Source organism: Streptosporangium sp. H13245 (genome assembly GCF_055690525.1).
On the sequence record NZ_JBSZKT010000087.1, the window covers coordinates 1 to 652 of the forward strand.

General features: G+C 66.6%; 1 protein-coding gene and 1 pseudogene. Both read right to left on the reverse strand.

The annotated features are described in order from the left end of the window. Positions 1–220: pseudogene (locus ACW9TB_RS39355) on the reverse strand (sugar ABC transporter substrate-binding protein); the annotation flags it as partial. 109 nt (positions 221–329) lie between these two features. Beyond that, positions 330–652 (reverse strand): ABC transporter permease (locus ACW9TB_RS39360; RefSeq protein WP_472753213.1); only part of this gene is annotated, 323 nt, incomplete at its 5' end.

Consider the following 652-nt stretch of genomic DNA (forward strand, 5'->3'; position numbering starts at 1 on the left):
TCGCGGCGATCCACCCGTGGTCAGCCGCGGGCGCCGAAAACCCGATGACGACCTTGTCGCCAGGGGCGTCGTTACCACCGGTCGCGGCCGGCACCGGCGCCGAGGCCGCAGCGGTGGCCGTGGGCGCCGCCTCGTTACCCGTGCACGCCGTCACCAGCGCACCCGCACCGATAACCGCACCGCCGAGCAGGAAACCCCTGCGCGCGACGTTTTCTGTCATGGCCTTGCTCCTTTTTGGGGGGGTGAATCTATAAGGGGAAAACGTGGGGTTGGGGAGTGGACGTGCGACGCGCCCCGCGACCTCCTGACCGGTCCGCGGGACGCGGGGTCTAGGTTCGCGATTCGAGGCTGCGCCGCTGGAGCAGCACGGCCACCACGATGATCAGGCCCTTGGCCACCAGCTGGTCACTGGTGTTGAGCCCGTTGAGAATGAACAGGTTCGTGATCACCGTGAAGATCAGCAGACCCAGGATCGACCCGATGATCGACCCCCGCCCACCGGTCAGCAACGTGCCACCGATGATCACCGCGGCGATCGCGTCCAGCTCGTACAGGTCACCGTGCGTGGACGAACCCGTCGTGGTCCTGGCCATGATCAAAACCGCCGCGATGCCACAGCACAACCCCGACAACGCGTACAGCATCACCGTGT